At 57.2% G+C, this 20,789-nt stretch carries 17 protein-coding genes; 9 read left to right on the top strand and 8 right to left on the bottom strand.

Going from position 1 to position 20,789, the window contains the following annotated elements; translation table 11 throughout:
* Positions 1–77: 77 nt before the first annotated feature.
* Positions 78–1,025 (top strand): LysR family transcriptional regulator, encoded by a 948-nt coding sequence (locus B2T33_RS01550; RefSeq protein ID WP_286790992.1) that lies wholly within the window; start codon positions 78–80, stop codon positions 1,023–1,025.
* Positions 1,026–1,101: 76 nt separating this feature from the next.
* Positions 1,102–2,376, top strand: a complete 1,275-nt coding sequence (locus B2T33_RS01545; RefSeq protein WP_286790991.1) for an MFS transporter — start codon at positions 1,102–1,104, stop codon at positions 2,374–2,376.
* A 107-nt stretch (positions 2,377–2,483) separates the two neighbouring features.
* Here the strand turns inward: B2T33_RS01545 and B2T33_RS01540 are convergent, their stop codons facing one another.
* Both B2T33_RS01540 and B2T33_RS01535 read right to left on the bottom strand, forming a co-directional pair.
* A complete protein-coding gene (locus B2T33_RS01540) occupies positions 2,484–3,407 on the bottom strand; it encodes an NADP-dependent oxidoreductase (protein WP_286790990.1) in 924 nt (307 codons plus the stop codon).
* Entirely contained in the window at positions 3,404–3,868 is a 465-nt protein-coding gene (locus B2T33_RS01535) for an ester cyclase (protein ID WP_286790989.1), read from the bottom strand. Before B2T33_RS01535 ends, B2T33_RS01540 begins: the two co-directional genes overlap by 4 nt.
* Before the next feature lie 97 nt (positions 3,869–3,965).
* On the opposite strand from B2T33_RS01535, the gene B2T33_RS01530 reads away from it, so the two are divergent.
* Entirely contained in the window at positions 3,966–4,874 is a 909-nt protein-coding gene (locus B2T33_RS01530; RefSeq protein ID WP_286790988.1) for a LysR family transcriptional regulator, read from the top strand.
* A gap of 68 nt (positions 4,875–4,942) precedes the next feature.
* Here B2T33_RS01530 and B2T33_RS01525 read toward each other — a convergent pair whose 3' ends face one another.
* Complete coding sequence (locus B2T33_RS01525; RefSeq protein WP_286790987.1) at positions 4,943–5,959, bottom strand: MBL fold metallo-hydrolase; 1,017 nt, start codon at positions 5,957–5,959, stop codon at positions 4,943–4,945.
* Between the two features lie 181 nt (positions 5,960–6,140).
* Here B2T33_RS01525 and greB point away from each other — a divergent pair, with 181 nt between their 5' ends.
* Positions 6,141–6,620 carry a transcription elongation factor GreB gene (greB, locus tag B2T33_RS01520; protein WP_008890268.1) on the top strand — a complete coding sequence of 160 codons (480 nt, stop codon included), beginning with the start codon at positions 6,141–6,143 and terminating at the stop codon, positions 6,618–6,620.
* A 103-nt stretch (positions 6,621–6,723) separates the two neighbouring features.
* Complete coding sequence (locus B2T33_RS01515) at positions 6,724–7,347, top strand: class I SAM-dependent DNA methyltransferase (protein WP_286790986.1); 624 nt, start codon at positions 6,724–6,726, stop codon at positions 7,345–7,347.
* Positions 7,348–7,358: 11 nt separating this feature from the next.
* Here the strand turns inward: B2T33_RS01515 and hrpB are convergent, their stop codons facing one another.
* Entirely contained in the window at positions 7,359–9,866 is a 2,508-nt protein-coding gene (hrpB, locus tag B2T33_RS01510; protein ID WP_286790985.1) for an ATP-dependent helicase HrpB, read from the bottom strand.
* 264 nt (positions 9,867–10,130) lie between these two features.
* Here hrpB and B2T33_RS01505 point away from each other — a divergent pair, with 264 nt between their 5' ends.
* A complete protein-coding gene (locus B2T33_RS01505; RefSeq protein ID WP_286790984.1) occupies positions 10,131–10,595 on the top strand; it encodes a hypothetical protein in 465 nt (154 codons plus the stop codon).
* A gap of 9 nt (positions 10,596–10,604) precedes the next feature.
* Here the strand turns inward: B2T33_RS01505 and B2T33_RS01500 are convergent, their stop codons facing one another.
* Together B2T33_RS01500 and B2T33_RS01495 are read right to left on the bottom strand one after the other, a co-directional pair.
* Complete coding sequence (locus B2T33_RS01500; protein ID WP_197146966.1) at positions 10,605–11,951, bottom strand: prenyltransferase/squalene oxidase repeat-containing protein; 1,347 nt, start codon at positions 11,949–11,951, stop codon at positions 10,605–10,607.
* Positions 11,944–13,029, bottom strand: a complete 1,086-nt coding sequence (locus tag B2T33_RS01495) for an O-antigen ligase family protein (RefSeq protein WP_197146965.1) — start codon at positions 13,027–13,029, stop codon at positions 11,944–11,946. Before B2T33_RS01495 ends, B2T33_RS01500 begins: the two co-directional genes overlap by 8 nt.
* Before the next feature lie 89 nt (positions 13,030–13,118).
* Here B2T33_RS01495 and B2T33_RS01490 point away from each other — a divergent pair, with 89 nt between their 5' ends.
* Positions 13,119–14,441 carry an O-antigen ligase family protein gene (locus B2T33_RS01490; protein ID WP_286790983.1) on the top strand — a complete coding sequence of 441 codons (1,323 nt, stop codon included), beginning with the start codon at positions 13,119–13,121 and terminating at the stop codon, positions 14,439–14,441.
* 261 nt (positions 14,442–14,702) lie between these two features.
* Here the strand turns inward: B2T33_RS01490 and B2T33_RS01485 are convergent, their stop codons facing one another.
* Positions 14,703–16,823, bottom strand: coding sequence for a GumC family protein (locus B2T33_RS01485; RefSeq protein WP_286790982.1), 2,121 nt, complete (start codon positions 16,821–16,823; stop codon positions 14,703–14,705).
* On the bottom strand, positions 16,820–18,283 hold the full coding sequence (locus B2T33_RS01480) for a WecB/TagA/CpsF family glycosyltransferase (RefSeq protein WP_197146962.1): 1,464 nt from the start codon (positions 18,281–18,283) through the stop codon (positions 16,820–16,822). The genes B2T33_RS01485 and B2T33_RS01480 overlap by 4 nt, the downstream gene beginning before the upstream one ends.
* Positions 18,284–18,459: 176 nt before the next feature.
* Here B2T33_RS01480 and B2T33_RS01475 point away from each other — a divergent pair, with 176 nt between their 5' ends.
* Both B2T33_RS01475 and B2T33_RS01470 read left to right on the top strand, forming a co-directional pair.
* Positions 18,460–19,584 (top strand): glycosyltransferase family 4 protein, encoded by a 1,125-nt coding sequence (locus B2T33_RS01475; RefSeq protein ID WP_286790981.1) that lies wholly within the window; start codon positions 18,460–18,462, stop codon positions 19,582–19,584.
* Positions 19,581–20,789 carry a glycosyltransferase family 4 protein gene (locus B2T33_RS01470; protein WP_197146960.1) on the top strand — a complete coding sequence of 403 codons (1,209 nt, stop codon included), beginning with the start codon at positions 19,581–19,583 and terminating at the stop codon, positions 20,787–20,789. The genes B2T33_RS01475 and B2T33_RS01470 overlap by 4 nt, the downstream gene beginning before the upstream one ends.

The raw sequence follows: 20,789 nt of genomic DNA, 5'->3' as shown, positions 1-20,789 counted from the left end.
GCGCTACAATAGATTTCTTGCATGACCATGGATTATCCCGGAAACTTCCCTGATCCCGAACGGATCAGGATAGCCCCATGGACACCCGCGAGCTTGAAACCCTTATCGCCGTTGCAGACGCGCAATCCTTTCACGGTGCGGCGGATCGCCTTGGCCTGACGCAACCGGCCGTCACCCGCCGTATTCAGCGCCTTGAAGAACGCATTGGCAAAAGCCTGTTTGACCGGGCCACAAAACCCCTGCAACCAACCATCGCCGGGCACCGGGCGCTTACCGAGGCACGCGATCTGTTGCGCCGCCTTGAAGGTTTCAGTGACTCGGTTCTTGGCAACACCAAACGCCACGGCCCGTTCCGATTGGGCGTAAGCCACGGGGCCGCCCCGCTTTTGGCCGCCCAAGAACTCCGTTCCCTGCATCGGGCCTTCCCGGATATGTCGCTTTCGATCAAAAGCGGCTGGTCAGCCGAACTTCTTCCGCTTCTGCGGCGGGGCGAAATTGATGCAATGCTGTCGCTTGATGGGCCAAACGGTATTGTTGGCGGGGTACAAAACCGCGATCTGCCTGCAAGCCTGTCGCCGCAAACCCTGCTGGATGATGAAATCGTTGCCATTGGCCCGAAATCATCCCGTCCCCATCCGACCACCATCACAGAACTTGCCAAACACCCGATGATCCTGATGCCCGAAGGCTGCACCTTCCGCGCGCTTGGTAATGCATGGGCGCATAAAAACGGGGTCGAATTCACATCCGTGCTTGAGGTATCCGCCCTTGAATTACAGATCGAAATGGTCGCCGCCGGAGCCGGTTACGGGATCATGGCACGGCGATTTTGTCAGCACAGCCCGGCTGCAAACCGGATCAAGATCCTGGATATCCCCGGCATGAACTGGGGTATGGCCATCACCCTGATCCGGCGCGCATCAAGTTCTGATCTTGACGATATTATCGACAAGGTTGGCGAACTGGTGATTAATGCGGGCAAAGCATCCGATAACCCCCATGCAGAAATGTTATCAGCATCATAATCCGAATGAATTGGACGCATAGCGCCACCGCGTTCAATATCGCCACCAAACAATAATCCCTCTCGGAGGAACGCCTATGAGCCCCACTCAAAGCTCGCCCCAAAGTCCGCCCCACAGCCCCACACGCATGACCATCATGCGGGCAAAAAAATGGTTCCCGTGGCTGGTTCTACTTTCGGGCTGCCTTGTGTTGTCGTTAAACCTTGGTGTGCGTCAGTCGCTTGGCCTGTTTATCCCTGATATGCTCAATGACACGGGCTGGAACGCTGCCACCTTTGGTTTGGCCTTTGCCATTCAGAACCTGATGTGGGGTATTTCCGCCCCGATCGCCGGTGCCATTGCAGACCGGTTTGGCACGACCCGGACACTGATTGGCGGTGGCATCGTTTATGCGCTTGGGCTTTATCTGATGGGCACATCCGCCTCCCCCGGCGAGCTTTACCTCACTGCAGGTTTCCTGATCGGCACCGGTGTTGGCATCACGAGTTTTCCGGTGGTGCTTGCCGCAATCAGCCGCGTTTTCAGCAATGAAAAGCGAAGCTTTGCCCTTGGTTTGGCGTCCGCTGGTGGTTCAGTTGGTCAGTTGGTAATGGCTCCAACCACCCAGGCGCTCAACAGCTCGCTTGGTTACGTATCGGCGCTTGTTATCCTTGCAGCCATTTCGATGCTGATCATCCCGGCCGCCTTTGCCATGACCGGCAAGGCCGAAGGCAACAGCCCGACCGCCACCCCCGATCTGGGTCCGCAGGGCTTGGCCGCCGCGTTCCACGAGGCCCGCAAACATCGCGGCTTCGCACTGCTCAATGCCGGTTTCTTTGTCTGCGGTTTCCACATCGCGGTGATCGCCACCCACCTTCCAACCTTTACCGAACTGTGCGGCTTGCCTCGTTCTGTCGCGGCCGAAGGTCTGGCATTGATCGGTCTGTTTAACATTGTCGGAACGCTTACGGCCGGCTGGGCCGGTGGCAAATGGCGCAAGAAATATGGCCTGTCGTTTATTTACGGCATGCGTGCGCTGGTCATCGTGATCTTTATCTTCGCACCCAAAACATCTGAAACCATCTTGCTGTTTTCGGCATCGATGGGCGCACTTTGGCTTTCGACCGTGCCGCTGACCAGTGGCCTGATCGCACAGGTCTTTGGCCCGCGCTACATGGCGACCCTGTTTGGTATTGTCATGCTGTCCCACCAGATTGGCGCCTTCTTTGGCGCCTGGATGGGCGGCATTGTCTATGACCTGACCGGTAATTTCGATGCCGTTTGGTGGGCATCCGTCGCACTCGGCGTCTTTGCCGCCATCGTGCATATGCCGATTGACGATCGCGAACTTCGGGTCGCGGCCAGAGGATAACCGACAAGACCAAACTTTGCCTTCACAAAGCAAAGCAGTACCGCAATACAAACGGGCCGTGACGCACAATTTGGCGTCACGGCCCGCTTTTCATTGAAACACTGTGATCAGGCCATCGTGACAATGACCTTGCCGCGTGCCCGGCCCGATGATTGTCGCGCAAAGGCTTGTGCGAAGGCATCAAACGGCACAGTCTGGTCGATCAGAACACGCACATTGTTCTCGTGCAGTGCCGAAGCGACCCGTGCCAGGCGATCCGTGTCAGACATATGAAACACAAATTGCGCATCGACATTGTGGGCATTTGCCAATGCCTCGTCAGGCGGTGCAACAAGCGATAGCAACTTGCCGCCCCTTCGCAAGACGCCGAACGATTTTTGCTGTGTCTCTCCGCCAATCGTATCAATCACCAGATCGATATCCGCAAGCGTTTCGGCAAAGTCGGTGTGGCGATAATCGATCACCTGATCCGCGCCCAGTATTCGGACAATATCAATTCCGTCACCCGATGCGGTTGCAATCACGCGCGCCCCGGCAGCACGTGCGAACTGAATGGCGAAACTGCCGACACCGCCCGCACCGGCATGGATCAGAACCGTCTGCCCGACATCAAGATTGCCTATCTCAAACAAGGCTTGCCAGGCTGTGCCCGCTGCGGTCGGGATTCCCGCCGCAAGTTCAAACGCCATACCGTCCGGCACCTTCACAAGATAATGCGCCGGAACACAGGCAAACTCGGCAAAAGCACCGCCCGCAACCGGATCCAGTCGGGCGATAACCTTATCCCCCCTGCGCCAGTTCGTCACATTTGCCCCGACTTCTTCAATCGTTCCGGAAAGATCCGTTCCCGCCGTATATCCGAATTCCAATGGGAAATATCCATGCAAGACACCGCTTTGCAACTTGATATCCAGCGGATTAAATGCGGCTGCCCGGACCCGGACCAGAACGTCATCCGGACCAATATCAGGTGTGGCAATATCGCCGATTACCGGTGCCCTATTGTAGCTATCAAGTCTGATCGCTTTCATCGTGCATCCCCCTGATCGGCGGTAGGCAATGCGCCCACTTGATGCAGCCAACCAAACCAGTCCTCAAGATGCCAGGTATGGGTCACCTTGCCATTTTCGACATAGTGGAATTCGTGGATCGGCATGCGAAATTCCCGTCCGCTCGCAGCAATTCCGAACCATTCGCCTGAATGCGTGCCTGTGATTTCAGCCCGCACTGCAACTCGGCCCGGCCCACCAATCATCTCATGGATGATGATGTTCAAGTCTGAGAATGCAGCCTGAAACGCCGTGATCAATGGCTTCATGCCATCGCGTCCCGGCTCCTGCCCGGGCGCAAGCGGAATATCCTGCCAGTCGCTGGTCACCGCCTCGTCGAGAAAGTCCACACATTCTGTAAAGGCGCGATAAAGTGCCTCGACCGCTTTGCGGTCCGGGGCCGACACCCCGGAAATCACCGGTGTATTAAGTTGATCTGTCATTTTGATTACCCATTCAGGATTGTTGAATATCGGGCAATGCTATCGGCCCCTTCAGCATACTTGAAATCAATATAAATTATGCAGTAACATCCACCTGATGGATTTACATGGCATCGACCTTAATCTGCTGGTGGCTTTCGATGCGCTGATGAAAGAGCGCAGCGTCACAGGTGCGGGCATTCGCATTGGCCGCACACAACCGGCCATGAGTGCTGCGCTGTCGCGGTTGCGCGGATTGCTAAATGATGAACTTTTCATCCGCAGTCCTTCTGGCCTGCAGGCCACCCCGCGTGCCCTTGAACTTGCAGAACCACTTGGTCATGCGCTGGCCGAAATTCAGCGCACACTTGATTTTACCCAGACCTTCGATCCGACGACATCCACCGCGACGTTTTCCATCGCAGCCTCCGATCATCCGACCTTCAAGGTTCTGCCTGTCCTGTTTGAAGCCCTGCGCCAGAAGGCACCGGGCATCACGCTTAGGGTCGGGAATTTTACGGCGCGCGACGATGCCATTGCGCTGCTTGATGCGGGCGAGGCCGACCTGACGATTGGTGTACCACCGACGGCAACCGGGCGCATTCTGAACCAGCCGCTTTTTTCGGAAGACTTCGTTTGTGTTCTGCGCCGTGACCATCCGGCAACCAAGACACCGCTGGATCTTTCGGCGTTTTTGTCGCTATCGCATTTGCTGGTATCACCGGAAAATGACCGCTTTGGTCTGGTTGATGCCGCGCTGGCAAAGATGGGGCATAAACGCCGCCTTGCCGTAACCCTGCCAACCCTTTATGCCGCCCCGCTTATGATTGCGCGTTCTGATCTGATCGCAACCCTGATGGCTGGCGTCATACCGGCATCGGGTCAGGCCGACGCGCTTGCGATCCGGCCGCTTCCTTTTGAACTTGAGCCGGTCGTTTTTTACATGTCCTGGCATCGCCGCAATGACGTACACCCCGCCCAACGCTGGCTGCGTGATTTCATCGCGGATCTGTCGCTGGATGGCTGACAAAAAGGGACCTGGCGTGAATGCACAGGTCCCCTGTCATAACGATCGGAATATAAAGTGACGGCCGATCAGCCCGCCTGCATGAAATAGCGCAGGGTCGGCGCGACAAAATGCGGATTTTCCCAGGTGGCATAGTGCCGACGGATTTGCTGTTCCAGTGCGGCGGGATCGCCGGTGGCATTTTGCACACGCTGTCTGACATCGGCGAAATAGGCCAGAACCGCCTCGGGCAATTCAGTACCGGCAAGATTGCCATGGCCGGGCACAATTGTGTTGGGTGCAAGGCTGATGATATCGCGCAGAACCGTCTCCCAGCGGGCGATATCGATTTCCTCGGCCTCGATCATCGGCGGGAAGAACGGAACGATTGGAAACATGCGCTCCTCCAGCAAATCACCGGCAAAAACGATCCCCTCGTCTGGCAGATGAATGATCTGGTCACCCGGGGTATGCGCCGTCCCCCATGTCCGCATGTCAACCACTCGATCGCCAAGATCAATCCTTGCCGTTGCACCGTCATACGTCTCATGCGGCCCTGTCAGAACCACACCATCGAGAAGATGGGTCTGCTCGGGTGGCAGAACCCCGTTGCGAAAACCGTCCAGAAGAATATCGCCACGTCGCGCAAGATGATCGCGCTGTGCACTGTTGTAATATATGCGCGCATCCGCACTGAAAACCTGTGCACCAAAGCCGTGTTCGGGATGGGCATGGGTCACTGTCAGAATGATCTTGCGGCCCGGCGCCAACCGCCGCGCGACATCAAGAACATTCTCGGCACTTTCAATACCCAACCCGCAATCAACGACAAGGACACTATCGCGCCCGACAATGATCCCGACATTGGGCACGAGCGTGATCCGCTTGTCCGGCAGGATGAAAACACCGGGCGCGATTTCAGACGGGAACCGGGCATCGACAATCGGCACCGGATTCGACGAAACCGGCGGATCAACGTTGTCACCTGCTTCCTGCGCCATGGCCGGAAGGCCTGGCAACATGCCCGCCAGACCGGCGAACAACGAAAGTTTGAACAAGTGTCGACGGTCCATCGTGGCGAGATCAAACGAGGAGGATTTTTCCATTTCAGTCACCTTTGCAAACAATGATCGGGGTGCGGTGGCACCGGAGACATTTACACAGTGGATAAAGTTTGAGATCGGTGACCATTCCTCTCAAATCGATAATCGATATATGGCTGCATCTACGATTACGATGTCGAAATCACCTCTTTCCCGCGACACGGCCTTGCGTTAAAACCCGCGAATGGACAGACCGATTTACATCACCCCCGAAGGGCTAGACGCCCTTAAATCCGAACTCGACCACCTTTGGAAAAAGGAACGGCCGGAAGTCGTGGCTGTTGTCCACTGGGCAGCGGGCAATGGCGACCGTTCGGAAAACGGGGATTACATCTATGGCAAAAAGCGCCTGCGCGAAATTGACCGCCGTGTGCGATACCTGCGCAAGCGGATCGAAGATGCCGTCGTTGTCCGCTCTGATGAACAACCCGATCATGCCCATATCTTCTTTGGCGCCACCGTCACCTATGTGAATGCCCGCGACGAAGAAAAAACCATCCGCATCGTCGGCGAGGACGAAGCCGACAGCCTAAATGGCAAGATCAGCTGGATTTCGCCGGTGGCCCGTGCCCTAATGAAATCAGGCGTCGGCGATGTCGTCACCGTTCGCACACCGTCGGGCGAGGATGAGCTGGAAATTCTTGAGATCAGCTATCCCGGCTAATCATCACGAACCGTGCGAAGAACGGCCAAAACCGCGGTCGATTTGAATAACATGTTGATATCATGTACACTTGCCCCATTCAGGACAGATGGAGAGCAAGCTTATGGGGACCGAAAACCCACTTTTGACGCGCGCCTATGCCCTGGCCGGGGACCGCGATGATATTCGCGCGGTATATGCCGATTGGGCCGAAAGCTATGACGATGACACCCTGATTGGCATGGGCTATGTCGCCCCGGCGATTGCCGCGGAAACACTGGCATCCGAAATCAGCTCATCGGACCGGGTGCTTGATGCCGGGTGTGGCACCGGACTGGTTGGCAAGGAACTGCACGAACAGTGCGAACCCACGATTGACGGTGTCGACCTGAGTGCTGACATGCTGAGAAAGGCGCGCCAAAAGGGCGTTTATGACGCACTTGAAACGGCCGATCTGACCCAGAAACTTGATATCAAGGATGATGCCTATGACGGTGTCATCAGTGTCGGCGTTTTTACATCGGGCCATGTCGGCCCGAGTGCGATGAATGAACTCGTGCGCGTGATCAAGCCCGGCGCACCGGCTGTCATCACGGTTCATGAAAAGGTCTGGGACAAGGATGGCTATGCGGAGCATCTTGAGCAGATGGAACAGGACGGTATCGCCAAGATCCGCGAAATCCGCGAGGCGCCGTATCATCAGAAAGAAGGCTATTCCTGCAAGCTTTGCATCCTTGAAGCGGCCTAGGCCCGCTCACCCTACATCCGGCTTTTAACCCGACGCGTTGGTTCGGCGATCAGGGGATCGTCGGGCCAATAATGTTTGGGATAGCGCCCCTTCATCTCGGCTTTCACCTGCGCATAGGACCCATTCCAGAACCCGATCAGATCACTGGTGACCTGAATGGGCCGTTGTGCGGGGGATAGCAGATGCAAGGTCACCGCGACCTTGCCATTCGCCACCTTTGGCGTTTCGGTGGCACCAAACATTTCCTGCATGCGCACCGGCAAAGCAGGTGTTTCACCGCTATAATCAATGCGGATGTTTGAGCCCGTGGGCACCTGCCAATGGGTGGGGGCCAGACGATCCATTTCCTGTCGCTGGTTCCAGTCAATCCCGGCGAGTAACGCCTCGGACAGATTGATCTGTTTAAGCTGGCCTCGTTTGGTAATGCCGCCGAGATAGGGTGCCAACCAGTCTTCAAGCGATCCCAAAAGCCCGTCGTCAGAAACATCGGGCCAGGCATCGCCCTCCACCCGATGAAGAAACGCCAGCCTTGCGCGCAAGCCTTCTGATGCCTTGTCCCATGGCAGGCAATGCAGGCCAAGTTTGCGGATACCCTCCATCATCGCTGCAACAATCGCATCGGGATCGGCTTCGTCATGGGTGGCTTTTTCATCCAACACCAGCGCGCCGATCCGGCGTTGCCAGCGGGCGGCAACCGCATCGCTTTGCGCGTCCCAGAAGACTTCCGTGCCCTCGGAAATCTGATCGGCAAAATGGGTTTCAAGAGTTGCACGCGCCACCGGGGCAGCAAGGTAAATCTTGGCCTCGCGCGCCTGCCCGTCCAGTTCGGCCACCGCGATATAGGGCTCCGACGCCAAGCTATCTTCATTGGGTAAAACACCGCCGCGCCCGCCCGAAAGGCGATAGCGCGCGTCCGCCCCCTTGCGCCGCTCCCCGATCCGGTCGGGATAGGCAAAGGCCAGAAGCAATCCGACCTCATCGGCGCGATCCACGCGCGCGGTATCGGGTTTTGCCAACCCGCTCTGCTTTGCAGCATCGCGCAAACGGCGGGCAAGTTGCTTGGCGGCCTCCGATATCATTTTGGGCGCCCGGCCCTTGATGATCGCCTCAACCCGGATGCGCAAATCCGCCCCGCGCCCGCGCATGAAATCACGATCAGACAACAACGCCGCCAGCGCACAGGCGACATCATCAAGGCCAAGCTGAGCGCCGCGCAACATCATATGCGCCAACCGCGGATGGACCGGCAATCCGGCCATGGCAGTGCCCATCGGGGTAATGCGGTTTTCGCCATCAAGTGCTTCAAGGCCGCGCAAGACATCGCGCGCCTGATCAATCTTGGCGCGATCCGGTACATCCAGCCACCGCAGCGTTTCGGGATCGGTAACACCCCAGCGCGCCAGCTCCAACGTCAGCGGCGCCAGATCGGCCTCGGCAATTTCGGGCGCGGTAAAGGGCGCACGCGCACGATGTTCGTTTTCCGGCCACAGGCAATAGCACACGCCCGGCTCCAGTCGCCCGGCGCGGCCACGGCGTTGCTCGGCACTGGCTTGCGATGATTTGACCGTGACCAGCCGCGTCATGCCCGACGCCGGATCAAACCTTGGCAGGCGTTGCAGGCCGCTATCAATCACCACCCGGATGCCATCAATGGTCAGCGACGTTTCGGCAATCGCGGTGGCCAGAACGACCTTGCGCTTGCCGTCCGGGGCGGGCTGGATCGCTATGTCCTGCGCCTTTGTATCCATCGCGCCATAAAGCGAGGCGATGATGACATCACTTCCCACCGCATCCTTAAGCGCACTTTCAACCCGGGTGATTTCGCCCTGCCCCGGCAGGAAGACCAGGATCGATCCGCTTTCCTCGCGAAGGGCGGTTTTGATCGCGCCGGTCATTTCCACATCAATGCGGAAATTGCCCCATTTATCGGGCTTGGGGGCCACGTATCTCGTTTCAACCGGATAGGCGCGGCCTTCGGATGTGATCACCGGGCAATCGCCCATCAGTCGCGCAATCGGATCACCATCAAGGGTGGCCGACATGACCACAAGGCGCAGGTCATCACGAAGTGCTCCCTGCGTTTCAAGGGCAAGGGCCAGGCCCAGATCGGCATCCAATGATCGTTCGTGAAATTCATCAAACAGGACGGCGGCAATGCCGGAAAGTTCAGGGTCATCCTGAATCATGCGGACCAGGATGCCCTCGGTCACGACCTCGATCCTGGTGTCCTTGGAAATCTTGCTGTCAAACCGGACGCGATAACCCACACGCTCGCCAACCGCCTCGCCTAGTAACTGCGCCATGCGCCGCGCACTGGCACGCGCGGCCAGACGACGGGGTTCGAGCATGATGATCTTCTGATCCCCGCGCCACGCGCAATCAAGCAGCGCCAGCGGCACCTTTGTCGTCTTGCCAGCACCCGGTGGCGCCTGCAAAACCGCATTGGTGCCGTTTTCCAGCGCGGAAATCACCTCCGGCAGGACAGCATCAATCGGCAGGGCGGGAAATCGGGAACTCATATGTTTTCAATACTCAGCTTGGCACAGCAGATGTCTGTTTGCGGGCATCGCCTAGCAATATCCCCGCGGGGTTGGCCGGGGCAATGAAAATCACGCCAGAATTTACTCTGGCAGCGGATGCCGATTGATCGGCCTCAATGCGCGCGCCCCTGATGATGATAGAATGATTTTATTGTTTTGGGCAGTTTCCCGCCTTCGATCCGCAAAAATGCGACGGGTCATCTGCACATAATGGTCTCATCCCTTCGGAACAGGAGACTTATGATGAAAAGATATCTCGCAATTACCGCAATCGGACTGATGCTTGCCGGTGCGCTTGGCGTCGCCCAGGCCCAACAAGGCCCGCAAATGATGAACCCTAACGGCCAAGGCATGATGCAGGGCCAAGGCATGATGCAGGGCCAAGGTATGATGCAAGGTCCGGGCATGATGGGTCAGGGATATGGCCCGGGCAACGGACAAGGTTACGGTCCCTGCAACACGATGCCGTGCAATAACGGTGCGATGGGCCCCGGTATGATGAACGGTGCCATGATGAATGGCGGCATGATGATGGGTGGCATGATGGGCAAAATGCATGGCCCGGAAATGATGATCGTCATGATGGACACCAACGGCGATGGCCAATTGGCGCTTGAAGAATTCCAGGCCGTCCATAACCGGATGTTCAACTATCTTGACAAAAACGGCGATGGCCAACTGACCGCTGACGAGCTGCGCCAACGCTAACCGCCGAGTTTAGCCACCGCGCCTGATGCCAAGGATGACGCCCTGCTCCGCCCCGATGCGCTGCAGGGTCTTCATCCCGCGCGTCAGGCCATAAAGCGTTTCCATCGCGCCCTCAGCCTTGGCCCGCGATGCTGCCGCGCGTGTGATATCATAAAGCCCGCGAAACACAGGTTCGGGCAAGGCACGCAAGGCCGCCTCCTTCTCCGCCCGGTTCGGATCGGGATGGGTAAAACTGAGTGGCGTGGTCGGGTCAAAATTCGACATGGTTTGATCTTGCGGGCTCGACGGGTTCGGCTTGGTGTTTTCTATCACGATTGACAGTGCCCAGACCATCCATGCCTGCGTCCAGCGCATGTAATTGCGCCGATCTGGCCGGCCGCCTTTCTTTATCCCGGCAAAGAACAGATCACGGCTCGGATCAAAAAGATTTTCTGCTGCCCATTCAGATACCCGGATCGCCCCGTCGCGGTCCCCAAACCGGCAAAGACTTGCCATCGCCTGTGCCACTGCATGGGCATCAAGGTAGCCATCCCGCCCGGCAAAGCTGCGCGGCAGGTCCTTTTTATCGAAGCACGCTGCGCGATAGAATTGCCACCCACATTCAATGGCTTTGTCCAGCCCGTCCATCCCCGACGCCCGCAAGCTGTCGAGAAGATCAAGAACATAGCCCGTGTGAAACCCGTCCACGAACTGGTGATGGGACCGCGTGCCATAGGCCCAACTGCCATCAGACTGTTGCGCATTGATAACGCGCTCCACCGCCAGTGCGGTTTTGTCATTCAGTCCTATCACCCGATGCAGTGCAAAGGCCGCCCAAAGGCTGGCATTATGGATTTCAACGACAACATGATCGAAATAGGCGAAATAGCCTTCCCGCCAGAGCTTGTCTTCAACAAACCCGGCCGCATGAACCAACGCCGGGTGATCCTTTTGCATCCCGCTTTGAAGTAACGCATCAACGACAAAGCTTGTCACAATCGCATTGCTTTGATGACGTTTGGCGTAAAACGCCCGCGCCTGCCATTCAAAAGGATATCCCCACCCGCCATCCGGGTTTTGCATTTCAAGCAGGCGTCCCCGAACATCACAAAGGACCACACCCTGCGCGGCCCCACCCAGCAGGGCTAGTGTCTTCGGATTGACCATATTGGGAATGCGAACAACCTTGCGCAAGCCTTCCGGGCCACGCTTGATTGCCTGTAACCAGACCAACCGCGCCAGTCGGAACCGGCCAAGGCCGCTTGCGCGGAATAAAGCACTCTCAAGCCCGTCAAACGGATCGGCCCCGGCAAAGCCATCCGCGACCATGCGGTCCATCACACGATCCCGGATATCGATCAGACGATCCCTATTCATGCGCACACCTCGCACGGGCGTCAATCCCGGCAGCCATACCGCAACAGATCAGATAATGCCCGTAATTCAGCGTATTATCCGTCACCATGGTCAGCATCACCGAAAGCAGGATACAGACGGCAAGACGCACATGGCGCACGGTCCAGAGCATCACAATCCATCCCGCCGCCCAAAGCACTAGCCCGACAATGCCGGTTTCAAACAGCATGCGAAAATGATCGTTATGCAAAGCGCCAAAGGATGCGAAGGATTGATAGCCGGACAGGATTTCCTCCACCGACCCGGTCCCGAAACCAAGCCATCTTTGCCCGCCAGAGCCGCCTTGCCACATCCCCCAGAAATCCTGCCAGAACGCCAACCGCCCACTGCCATGGGTCAGAAACAGGCGCGGTAGATGCGACATTGCAAACCAGCCAGCCAAGCCCAAGACGACACAGGCAACAATCCACGTCATCGCCCGCGAAAACCGGATCATCCCGATCAGATTGACCAACATCGCCAACACCGCAATCCGCGTTTGACTGAGCAACACGGCCAAGGCCGATCCCGCGACAAGCAGTCGACAGCCCCGCCACCCGGCCACCGAACAGAGCGCAAAAAGCCCCAAAAACAAGAACGGCTGATTAAGGCGCATGCCTTCATGGGTCATCTGAAACGAACTAGATAGCAGCAGATAAACCACCAGAACCGGCATCATCACCCGAAGACTGTCCCGGCCAATTAACAGCCCGACCAACAGCCCGACCGGCAGCATCATAAGGTTGCCGATCAGACGGAGTTTTTCGATGCTGGCCCCGTTGCCAGTGGCAATGACACCAGTCAGCCCGGCAAGAGACAAACAGCCCGCAAGCAAACCCGGCGTAATTCGAACCGGGCGGGCGTAACCACACAGCATCGCAATCCAGAAACCAAGCAGAATAAGCTTGGCGACCATTCCGCCCGCTGCAATCAGCCAGAACGAGGCGCCCATCAAAAGATTGCCCGCAAATACCAGCCAGATCGGCAGTGAGAGTGTTTGGCTTGCGGTTCCCTGCCCCTGCCCGGAGTACTGTATGACCTCGAACGGAAGAGTTTTCATGGCGCTGCGCCTCGCGCAAGCCGCGCGACACGCTGCGAAAATTCGGTTAGTCTGAAGCTCTTGATTTCAAAGCAGATTGGCTGACCTTGATGCTCTGGCTGGCGCAAACCTGTCTGATGGTGCAGATCATTCTGGCCCCGCTGTTGCTCGGCGGATTGCGGCCATGGGCGCTTGCCCTTTTGGCGATCCTGACCGGTATCGGCGTGCTTGCGATCTGCCTGCGTCTCGGTCCTGTCCAAATCGGCAAGCACCTGCTGTATCTTTGGATCGGGATCGCCGGGCTGATTGGTTGGTCGATCCTGCAAAGCCTGCCGATCTGGCCAGTTCGAACCTATCCGTTCAATGCGCCGCACATTGCACTCGCCCCGTATGGTTGGCTGAATATGGCGACCTATCTGATCTGGCTGGGCAGTGTGGCGAGCCTGACCGCGCTTTTGGCGCGCCTTCACAACCATCTGAATATCACCATCGCCCGCACAATTGTCATCACATGCGCCGTTCAAGTGGCGCTTGCCGCAGGTGCCGATGTGATGGGCTGGCAGACGACATTCTGGTTTGCCAAACAGGCCCATCTTCACGACTGGACCGGCAGCTTCGCCAATCGCACAGCGTTCGGAATTCTGATGGGGTTCGGTATTCTCGCCTGCCTGTTTTTGTATAATCAGAGCCGGGCGCAGAGCACATCCAAGCGCCTTGATCAGGCCGGAGGCTGGCTGGCGATTGCTATGCTTTTGGCAACTGCCGTTGTCCAGAGCCATTCGCGGCTGGCCTTTATCATGGCGCTGGTTGGCGGTGTGATTTTCATCATCTTGACCCCGCGCGAAAACGTGCAAAGCATTAAGCGGCTGATTGTGATCGCGCTTGGCATCATCGCGACCATTGCCGTCACAGCCTTCGCATCGCCGGAACTTTTCACGCGCTTCACCGACCTTGCCCGCAGTGATCTGGTCCAGCGCGATGATTTGTGGATCACCGCCCTGCATGCGATTGCAGAACGGCCATTGACCGGATGGGGTGCCGACAGCATTGGACTGGTCATTGCTCATTTCGCCACCCCGGACCTGAACGCAAATGCCAAATGGTTTAGCAGCCATAACCTTTGGCTCGATGGCGCAATCGTGTTTGGTGTTCCAGTCATGCTGATCCTGCTGGCAGCCCTCGTCATCGCGATCAAAACGGTGCTTGCCACCTGCCTACAACCCGACACGCGTGCGCTTTTGATCGCCCTTTTTGCGATGGCAATGCTTGGCAGCATGGGTGATTGGGTCATGGTCATGCCTGCCCTTATTCTGCCGGTGGTGATGCAGGGGATGGCAAGCTTTGAAGCCGCACTTGCAGCCCATCGCGCAGCACCTGCACGCGGGGATCGCGCGGGGCAATCGCCTGTGCCTGATCGAAAAGCTTTGCGCTAAGCGCCAAATCATCGTCGGCCACTATTTTAGCCTTCAGCCCCAGCAAAACTGGATCAAACGGCCGTTCGATCAGCTGCTGTTTTAGCAGTTTGTCAAACGCTGTGCCATCGACCACCATCGCATCACGCTCTGCACCAAAGCCGTCTCCGTTGGCAAAGGCTGCGCGTTTGTTTTCAAGCTGCGATAGCGCCCTGCCTTCCGAAACCAGGACCACGCCGCCAGAGCCAATCAACAGCAGGGCAATCACAATCAGGGCAGCCTTCATGACGTCGCCCCCTCGGTTGCCATGGCCGTCTGTGGCTTGCCATAGGCGGCACGCGGCTTGGCACCGTTCAAAACAATGCCCTCTGGCACAATATTGGCTGCGCGCAATTGCGACAGGGCCTGGGTGATATCGCGGCGCTTGCTGTGGCCGCAGCGCAGGGCAAACAGCCTGACATCGGCCAGTCCCAGCGCAATCACACCATCGGCAACCGACAGGATCGGCGGCGTATCAATAATCACATGATCAAACCGGGTGCGCAGGTGCTTGATCAAATCGGGCAATTGTCCGTCAATCATGCCTGTTGCGATGTTTCCCGGCACCGGCATACGCGCACCAACATATCGATACCCCTCGCCGTTCTCTGCTCCGCTAAGGGTGGCATCCAGATCCACAATCCCTGACATCACATCAGTCAGATCAGCAGTCATTTCACCATCATGCCGCGCCCGGTTAGGCGGTGCCGGGTCATGCAAATCCGCATCAAGGACAATCACCGATGCTCCTAGTCCAGTCAGCTTTTCGGCCAGCGCATGAACGATGTGACTTTTGCCATCGCCCGAGAGTGCTGAGCCAAGTGCAATCACCTGTCCGTCCTTTTGACGTTGGTTTGAGACGTCTCTGCCCTGCACCATGATCCGCATCAAAACCGCCAGATGGCCTGCGGCCTCGTCATGGGGAGCGGCGCTGGCGGTCTTGTTCGCCCTCGACCGTTCCGGAATACGGGCAAATAACGGGATGCCGAATGCCGCCTGAGGATCAAAGTCGTCATTAATGCTTTGATCGAAATAGTGACGCAGCATTGCGGCAACCACGGCGGCAAACAACGCAATCATGATCGCCAACACGGCAAGATCGTGCTTGGCCGGAAATTCGGTTGCCGTGGGCAAAGTAGGCGCACGCAGGATCGCGGCATCCCCCTGAAATGCTGCCATTTCACGGCGCAAGGCTTGCACCTGCTGTCCCAAATCCTGAACATTGGCGCGCGCCATGGCGACAGATCGCACCAGGGCAGCCTGCCCCTGAACGCTTGTATTGCGGAGAGCCATCCGATCCTGCCAACGATCCCGTTGGGCCGTGATCAGATGCAGCTTTTCTTCCGCCCCGGCAAGGGCGATATCCATTTGACCGGCGATATTGCTGGCGACAGCAGCCAGTTGGTTATGCAGATCGTTCAGTTCTTGCTGCTTGCCCTGCATGGTTGGATGCTTCGGGCCGTAACGCTGATCAAGCCTGACGAATTCCTGTTTTGTCGTCTCGAACTGGGCCGAGATTTGCCGAACCACTGGATGGCTTGCCACATCGTCAATCGCCAGAAGATCATCAAGGTTTGCCGCCTCATTGCGGCTTTGGCGCGCAAGCCTGAGGCTGACAACCTCCTGCCCCAGTTTTTCAGCCTGCTCATCGAGTGCATAGATGCGATCCAGCATCCGCGCATTCTCATCCGGGTCCAGAATACCGGCGCTGTTTTGCAAGCTGGCCAGATCCCCTTCCAGACCATCCAATTCAGTTTGCGCAGATTGAAATTGTGCCTCCGCCTCTTCAAGTTGTCTTCGAATGGCGGCTTTTTGCCGGTCTTCGCGCTGCCAAAGATAACTTTCAACAACGGCCATCAACGCCTTTTGCGCTGTTTCCGGATGGCTTGCGGTAAAGGCCACCTCAATGACCGCCGCATTGCCAACCCGGGCGGTTTCCAAAGCATTGCGAAGATGAGAGATCCCGTCTGTTTCGAGATCACTGGATACCGGCATATCCGTCAGCGAAACACCCTCTCCGCGCATAACCGAAAGTGCGGTGGAAAGTGTTTTCTGCCCTTTGATTTCCGCAATTGCCGTTTCGATTTCCTGGGAGGTTACAATGCGCCGGTCGGTGTTGAATGCCGCTGGCATCTGGCGTTCCGCGATTTCCACATTTGCAGAAAGCCCGATTTCGGTGACGGATCGATAATCCCCCTGCCAATTGGCGATCCCGCTCAGAAGCGCGATCAGGACCACAACAAAGGTCAGTGCGACAACCCCGCGCCTTTGCCAAAGAATGCTCAACAAATCGCGCAGGGACGGATCAAACCGTTCTTGCGTGACGCCGGTAATCGCGACGGGATGGTTGGGATGCTCTGTCATCTCGGGCTTGCATCCTCAAGTTCTGGAATTCCGATTGGTTCCTGATAATCCTCAACTCCCCAATAGCTATCGACGACGGGGTTTCGCGGGCCACCAACAAAAAGAAGCGAATAACGCAGCGCCCGTTCGGTTTCAGGTGGCCGCACGGAACCGACAACACGCGGTGCGACTTCGGGCTCGATGCTTGCGGTAAATGATTGTTGTTCGCCTGCGAATATCAGTGCTTGATTGGCATTGCGTTCAAACAGGCGCTCTGCCAAATCCGAAGAATTACCCCGGACGATTTCCGAAAGGCGCCCCGGGTCGGGATGAAGATCAAGCAGACGCAGGACCACCCCACCCAGCACGGTCTCCAGCAAAAAACGGCTACTGCCGCCGCCCAGAACCACATCAAACAGACCAAGCAATACTTTAAGGCTGTCCTCTGCCACCTGCCAATCGATGTCAGATTGTTGGTTGGTGCCATCCTCTGACAGCACAGCTCCGATAAGTGCATCAATCAATTTGGCGACGTCTTCGGTGGCTTCGACCTTTGCGATTTCGGCCTCTATCCAGCTGATCGCCGCCTGCCGGTTTTCCAGATCAAACGTCGCTGTGGTTGTTGGCTGCGCCTGTAAATCGGCGGCCGTTGTCAGCATCATAAAGATGAGCGAAATGGTTGCCACTTTTTGTAGGGCACACCAAAAGCGCCGGAGTTGAAAACGCACAATCCGTGGCGCGACAAGGCGGGCAAATGCCCAAAGCCCAGGCCCATAGCGCGGGATCATGTAGCGTGGCTGACAGAAGATACGCCAAAGGAACTCCAACCCGCACCGCTGCCAGATAACCGGGGCCCGCCGGACATTCCCGGCCAGAACATCAAACGCCCCGCCAACACCCATGGCAAAACGGCATCCGGTCTTGGCCGCGTACTGGTCAACGAACAGCTCCTTGCGCGGCGATGGCAAGGCGACAAAAACGGCATCTGGTGTGGCCTGTGCAACACAATCAGCCAGCTTTTCATCATCGGGCTCATAACCGTGATGGGTACCCGCGATGATCAGTCCGGGAAAACGTGCAGGCAATGTCCCCTGCAACTGATCCAACACATCCTGACGCGCCCCCAACAGGAAAACCCGCGTGCCATCCTGTGCGAACTGCGCCAGAAGATCGGTCATCAGATCAATGCCAGTGACGCGCTCGGCAACCTTGATCCCCAACAGGCGGGCTGCCCACACAATCCCCATGCCATCAGCCGACAGGCAATCTGCGCGCGAAAGTGCCGAAAACAACCGATCATCGCGCAATGCTGCGGGCAGTTTGGTCGCATTCAGGCAATGGTGGCGAAAACAGGCTTGGTTGGCCGTCGCCGTACCTTTGCGAAGCCTCAAGGCGATATCAGCACAGACGACACGGCGTCGTCTCGTATCGAGCGGCAACCCGAAGAAGGCAGCTGTGTGCCCTTTGAGTTCGTCACGCATGCGCCACCCCTGTCACCCCGGTCGGACAGTTAAAAACGGCAGAAACACAAAGTTCCTGCTGTTGGCGTCCGTCTTTCGCCGCCGTCAACGATTTAAGTGACGGCTAATTGGTTGAATTGAATGGTAACTTATGATTGAGTTACAGGCAATATTAGCATCTCAAGGTGATCGCCGCGGTGAGGGTGACTTTACTGACAAACCTTGTGCCACCCTACCGATCTGATGCCTATAACGCGCTTCATCATCGCGCGATGGCCGCAGGCGGAGGTTTGCGTGTACTATGTACCCAACATCGCGAACCACAACGCAACTGGTCAATCACAACACCCGCATTTGATTATATCACCGTGCCGGGCGTGCGAATTCCCCTTGGTGAAAACCGAACCCTGTCACTTCCGTTTGGCGCCACACGGGCTGTTTGCCGTGAACCAAGTGATGCGTTGATCATAAACGGTTTTGGCATCGCGCAATGGCAGGCGCAAAACTGGGCACTGAAACACCGCATTCCGACCGTGATGCAATTCGATGGCTGGGCAGGCTCCGATGCCAACTATGACAATCCGCTTCGGCGCAGATTACGCCGGGTCATGATTGCCCGTGCCGATGGCTTTGTCGCCGCCAGTTCGCGCGGGGCGGGTTGGTTTGAAAGCCATCGCGCATCGCCAGATCTTATTTGGATCGCCCCCATCCCCCCGTCATTTCCCTTGCCCGATATTTCCACCAACCAAAACTCGGCGGAACGACAATACGACATCGTTTGGTGTGGTCGTACGACGGTTTCAAAGGGCTTTGACGTCTTTATTCGGATCGCAGCAGAACTGTCGAAGGCAGACATTGCAAAACGCATCGCCATTGTTGGCAGTACCAACATTAAAAACACCGCAAGGCTTACGCAATCATCCGGTCTTGGTGATCAAGTGGATATATTCGGACAACTTCCCCCCGATCAACTCCCGCCCATTCTGACCAAAAGCAAGATCGCTCTTTTCCCCAGCCGAAACGATGCTTATGGCGTTGGTGTAATTGACGCGATTGCCTGTGGTGCGGTTGCACTCGCAAGCCCATTCACCGGCTGCGCACCAGATGTTTTGCGCGGTCCCGAAATCCTGCCGATCGATAATCCGCAAGGTTGGATCACGGCCTGCAAACGCCTTCTTGATGCGCCGCAACTTCTCGAGGACACGCGTCTGCATCAAGCAAGGGAAATTGCCAATAGCACCCCCGCCCATCACAGCGACACCATGTGGCAGGCAGTTCATCAGGCGGTTAATCATAACCCGGACGTGCGGCGGTGGGGATGATCACGCCACATCGTAACCGCAGCATGAAATCCGAGCCATCCGTCTGGATGATCAGCCGTGTCGATCAGGCCAGAATTCTGGCCAAACACCTCGCCGATCAGAAACGGCTGGTACGTTGGGACAGTTTTTGGCGCCATGACGGTACGGGTCTTGTCCGCCCGCCATCACGCCATGTCGGTACTGCACTTTGCGATATCCCCGGCCGCCACCTTCTGCCCGATATGCTTGGCAAAACGGCCCAAAAGCTTCGGTTACCGGCGCGCAATCTTTATTCCGACATTCCACTGTCGCTGCTGGCCGCCTTTCAAATGCCAAACGCCGACATCCTGCATGGGCAGGGCAATTACAGCCTGCCTGCCATGCGTCGCGCAAAGGCACGAAATATGATCACGATTTCCGATGTCACCGGCCAACTGGCCGAAATCCGCCATGTTCAGCTTGTCGGCGAATATGCATCCCACGGCCGCACCCACCGCGAAATATCGGCCTTCCTTGCCAGTCGGCGCACAGCCGAAGCACGATTTTCCGACGCGGTATTTGCGCCCTCGGATACGGTCGCGGACGGCCTGCAAAGAACTGGCATCGCGCCTGACAAGATATATCTCGTCCCCTTTACGTCACCACATTGTCAGGCGCTATTGGATCGAAAACGTTTCGCGCGCGACGATACGGTCATCCGGCTTCTTTATGTTGGCAACCTGTCGCTTGCCAAGGGCACAGCCCATCTTCTGGCGGCTTGGAAAACCATCCGCCGGCAATTCCGTTTAAGGACCGAACTAACCCTGATCGGCGCGGCACAACCCTGTGCCAAGGACCTGCTTTCAAATCTGCCCGACGGGGTGAAGTGGTTTGGCCCCCTGCCGCACGATCAGGTTGCCAATCATATGTTGGCTTCCGAAATCTTTGTCTTTCCCAGCCTGACGGAGGGCAGCAGCCTTGCCACCATGGAGGCGATGGCAGCCGGCTGTGCTGTCATCACCACCTTCGATGCTGGCAGCCCGGTGATCAATCAGAAAAGCGGCCTGATCATCGCGCCACGGGATCGAAATGCGCTTGTAAGTGCAGCAACAAACCTGATCACACAGCCCGAGATGCGCCGAACCATCGCCCAAACGGCCCGCGCTCAAATCGCCCGTGACCTTCGCCACACTTATGGAACGCGGGTTGATCGAGCCTATGAAACCATTCTGTCACGCCATGGTTAG

Origin of the sequence: Thalassospira sp. UBA4513 (genome assembly GCF_002388495.1) — a bacterium.
Taxonomy (GTDB): Bacteria; Pseudomonadota; Alphaproteobacteria; order Rhodospirillales; family Thalassospiraceae; genus Thalassospira; species Thalassospira tepidiphila.
This window is presented reverse-complemented; position numbering and strand designations above follow the sequence as displayed.